The organism is Thioalkalivibrio sp. (assembly GCF_007692535.1).
In the GTDB taxonomy this organism is placed as follows: Bacteria; Pseudomonadota; Gammaproteobacteria; order Ectothiorhodospirales; family Ectothiorhodospiraceae; genus Thioalkalivibrio.
Map to the genome: position 1 here is coordinate 1 of NZ_REBW01000017.1, position 3,324 is coordinate 3,324.

Sequence of the window (3,324 nt, forward strand, 5' to 3'; positions counted from 1 at the left end):
CGAAAGTAGGTTAGCATATACTTATGGATAAGTTTATCGCTTGGGTCGATCGTACGCCCGTCTGGCTCTTCGTGGTCTTCGTCGCTACGCTGGGGCTGTCGCCGTGGGTGCCCGAACCCCACATTGTCGAGAAGATCCGCTGGCTGTTCCAGGGTGAACTGACCCGGCCGCTGGACATCTTCGACCTGCTGCTCCACGCGGTACCCTGGCTCCTGCTGGGCCTGAAGCTGAGTCGCGAGGTCTGGCACGAGTATTCCCCGCGCTTCCGGACCTCGGAGCCTGAAGAGCGCTAGTCAAGCCGCTTTGGCGCGCGGTTGCTCGGAGTAGATGGCGCGCGCGGCTGGCAGGGCGTGGCCGGGGGTGACCACGTCCATCTCGGCGAGCACCGTCTCGAGGCCGCCGAGGCAGAGCAGGACGTTGCGTTCGTTGGCCGCGTGACCCATCAGGCCGATGCGCCAGATGCGGCCGGCATAGGGCCCGAGCCCGGCACCGATCTCCAGGCTGTAGCGGTCGAGCAGGGCCGTACGTACCGCCATCTCGTCGACACCCTGCGGGACCATCACGGCATTCAGCTGCGGCAGCCGGTGGGCTTCGTCGACCAGGAAGGGCATGCCCATCGCCTCGATCCCGGCCCGCAGGGCCTCGTGGTGCCGCCGGTGCCGCGCCCAGCTCGCTTCCAGGCCTTCCTCGTGCAGGATCACCAGGGCCTCGTGCAGGGCGTACAGGGCATTGATCGGCGCCGTGTGATGGTAGGCGCGCTTGCCGCCGCTTCCGACCCAGTAGCCCATGACCAGGTTGAGATCCAGGAACCAGCTCTGGACCGGCGTCTTACGGCCGCGGATGCGCGCAACCGCGCGCTCGCTGAAGCTCACGGGTGCGAGCCCGGGCGTGCAGGACAGGCACTTCTGGCTCCCGGAGTAGACGGCGTCGATGCCCCAGTCGTCGACCCGGAGCGGGATTCCGCCCAGCGAGGTCACCGCATCGACGATGCTCAGGCAGTCATGGCGGCGCGCCAGTTCGCAGAGCGCTTCCACGTCGGAGCAGGCGCCGGTCGAGGTCTCCGCGTGGACGAAGGCAAGCAGGCTTGCATCGGGGTTGCCCCTCAGGGCTTCCTCGACCTTCTGCAGGCTGACCGGCTGGCCCCAGTCGTCCTCGACGGTGACGGCGATACCGCCGTACCGCTGGATGTTCTCCCTCATGCGTCCGCCGAAGACGCCATTGATGCATACGATGACCTTGTCACCGGGTTCCACCAGGTTCGCGAAGCAGGTCTCCATGCCCGCCGAGCCGGGCGCCGATACCGGGAGGGTCAGCGCGTTCGCTGTCTGGAAGGCGTACTGGAGCAGCCCCTTCATGTCCTCCATCATCGCGATGAAGACCGGATCCATGTGCCCGACGATCGGGCGGCTCATCGCCGCCAGCACGCGCGGATTTACATCGGAGGGGCCCGGTCCCATCAGGGTGCGGACCGGCGGAAAGAAGGAACGGAAGGTCATGAGGCGTACCTTTGCGGGAGTTTGAGACAATGGAAAACCGGACGCGGCCATCGATCGCGCGCCCATTCCGGGCAGGGCAGGAAAGGCGCCTCGATCAGGCGCGGCCCATGACCGAGAAGCTCTTGATGAACGGCCCGGCCATGCGCGGATCCTTCAGCATGCCCTTGTAATCGCCGACCACGAACTTGATCTTGCCAGTGGTGAAGGCGGCGCCGAGGCCCATCATGCCCGGTGGCTTGGACATCCACTTGGTCCACTGGTCCTCGCTGGCGCGCAGATCCCAGTTCATTTTCTCGCCGTTGTAGGCGCCCGCTGCCGTGGCCTTGCCGTTCTCGATGGTGATCACGCCGCGCGGCGTTTCCTCACCCGGAAATCCGTAACCGATGACACTGTTGAAGTCGATCTTGGCGAGGGCATCGGAGAGTTCCGGCTCGCCGTTCCACTGCTCCTTGAAACTCTGCATCCACTCTTCGCTGAACAGATCCGCCATGGGATTCTCCTCGTTACGTTTTTGTCGTTACCTGATGATCACGAATCCCCCGCAGGCAAGGAACATCGCATGGACCGCAGCGAAACCGCCAAAATCCTCGCCTGCAAGGCAGGCCCCTACAAGGGCAAGGGCCCGTGGGAGCGCGCCTTGCGCGCGAAGGGATCCCCTGCGGGGCTTCCGCGACCATCCGGTGTCGTTATGACTGCTGTTGCACCGGGAGCATGAAAGAAGGCATCCGCGCTCCCAAGGCAGGCCGCCACGGCGTGACCGTCGCGGCTCCGGGGGTGCCATTGCCACCATGATGCGGACAGGCTGCAGTGGTCAAGGCGCACTGCACCAATCCTTCCTCACCCGGTCACGCCCTCTCGCGCTCCGGGGCCCCGGTTCCGATCAGACGGCGGTCAGCAGGTCCCGGACGCGTTCCAGCCGGGCACGGACGTCGTTGGCCAACTGCTCCACGCCCTCCTTGTCGACCAGGCCCATCACGGCGACCGGATCCATGAAGCCGACGGTGATGTCGCCATTGTCCTCTTCGCGCACGACGACATTGCAGGGCAGGAGCAGGCCGATATCGGGATCCGCCTCCAGCGCCTGACTGGCCAGTTTCGGATTGCAGGCCCCGAGGATGTGATAGGGGCGGCGGTCCAGGTCCAGCTTCTTCTTCAATGTGCCGGCCACGTCGATCTCGCTCAGTACGCCGAAGCCCTCGGTGGCCAGCGCGTCCTTCACGCGGTCGATGGCTTCCGGCACGGTCGTCTTCAGGGTCACGTTGAATCCGTACATGGTTCTCACCTCGTCAATCAGTGTTCAGGATGGATGAATGGCTCGAGCGGCGCCCGGTGCAGGGCCACAAGGGCCCCAGTGGTCCGCCAACACGCCCGATTCTGACGCACTACACTCACGGGGGCCAGACTGCCCGCCAGCGCGTCTGGTCAATCCACCACCGTACAGGAGAGCGCCATGACCGACCACGTCTACAAGACCATCGAACTGACCGGTTCCTCGACCACCGGCACCGATGAGGCTATTCGCGCGGCTGTCGCCCGGGCCGCGAAAACCATCCGCCACATGGACTGGTTTCAGGTCGTCGAGACCCGCGGGCACATCGAGGAAGGCGCCATCGCGCATTGGCAGGTGACGGTCAAGATCGGCTTCCGCATGGAGGATTGACCGCGTCTCAGTCTCATCGCTTTGGCCCCGGCTGTTGCAGTGTTGTCTCCGGCACGTCGGGTTACGCTGCGCTAACCCGACCTACAGACACCCGCGGATCGGGACACCGCTGCGACAGCACACCGTAGGTCGGGTTAGCCCAAAGGGCGTAACCCGACGGGTCTGGCT

At 65.1% G+C, this 3,324-nt stretch carries 5 protein-coding genes; 2 read left to right on the plus strand and 3 right to left on the minus strand.

Going from position 1 to position 3,324, the window contains the following annotated elements; genetic code table 11:
- Positions 1-23: 23 nt before the first annotated feature.
- Positions 24-293: an RND transporter gene (locus EA346_RS00240; RefSeq protein ID WP_296754142.1), complete on the plus strand. Its 270-nt coding sequence runs from the start codon at positions 24-26 to the stop codon at positions 291-293.
- Here EA346_RS00240 and EA346_RS00245 read toward each other — a convergent pair whose 3' ends face one another.
- The 3 genes from EA346_RS00245 to EA346_RS00255 form a co-directional block, all read right to left on the minus strand.
- Entirely contained in the window at positions 294-1,496 is a 1,203-nt protein-coding gene (locus tag EA346_RS00245; RefSeq protein ID WP_296754146.1) for an alanine--glyoxylate aminotransferase family protein, read from the minus strand.
- A 94-nt stretch (positions 1,497-1,590) separates the two neighbouring features.
- Positions 1,591-1,986 carry an SCP-2 sterol transfer family protein gene (locus tag EA346_RS00250; protein WP_296754148.1) on the minus strand — a complete coding sequence of 132 codons (396 nt, stop codon included), beginning with the start codon at positions 1,984-1,986 and terminating at the stop codon, positions 1,591-1,593.
- A gap of 390 nt (positions 1,987-2,376) precedes the next feature.
- The gene (locus tag EA346_RS00255) at positions 2,377-2,769 is read right to left on the minus strand and encodes a DUF302 domain-containing protein (protein ID WP_296754151.1); all 393 of its coding nucleotides are present in this window, start codon (positions 2,767-2,769) and stop codon (positions 2,377-2,379) included.
- A 177-nt stretch (positions 2,770-2,946) separates the two neighbouring features.
- Here EA346_RS00255 and EA346_RS00260 point away from each other — a divergent pair, with 177 nt between their 5' ends.
- Positions 2,947-3,156, plus strand: coding sequence for a dodecin (locus EA346_RS00260; protein WP_296754154.1), 210 nt, complete (start codon positions 2,947-2,949; stop codon positions 3,154-3,156).
- Positions 3,157-3,324 lie beyond the last annotated feature (168 nt).

Excerpts from the sequence above, each read along its gene's own strand:
- EA346_RS00240 (WP_296754142.1), top strand. The coding sequence starts at position 24 with ATGGATAAGTTTATCGCTTGGGTCGATCGTACGCCCGTCTGGCTCTTC.
- EA346_RS00245 (WP_296754146.1), bottom strand. The coding sequence starts at position 1,496 with ATGACCTTCCGTTCCTTCTTTCCGCCGGTCCGCACCCTGATGGGACCG.
- EA346_RS00250 (WP_296754148.1), bottom strand. The coding sequence starts at position 1,986 with ATGGCGGATCTGTTCAGCGAAGAGTGGATGCAGAGTTTCAAGGAGCAG.
- EA346_RS00255 (WP_296754151.1), bottom strand. The coding sequence starts at position 2,769 with ATGTACGGATTCAACGTGACCCTGAAGACGACCGTGCCGGAAGCCATC.
- EA346_RS00260 (WP_296754154.1), top strand. The coding sequence starts at position 2,947 with ATGACCGACCACGTCTACAAGACCATCGAACTGACCGGTTCCTCGACC.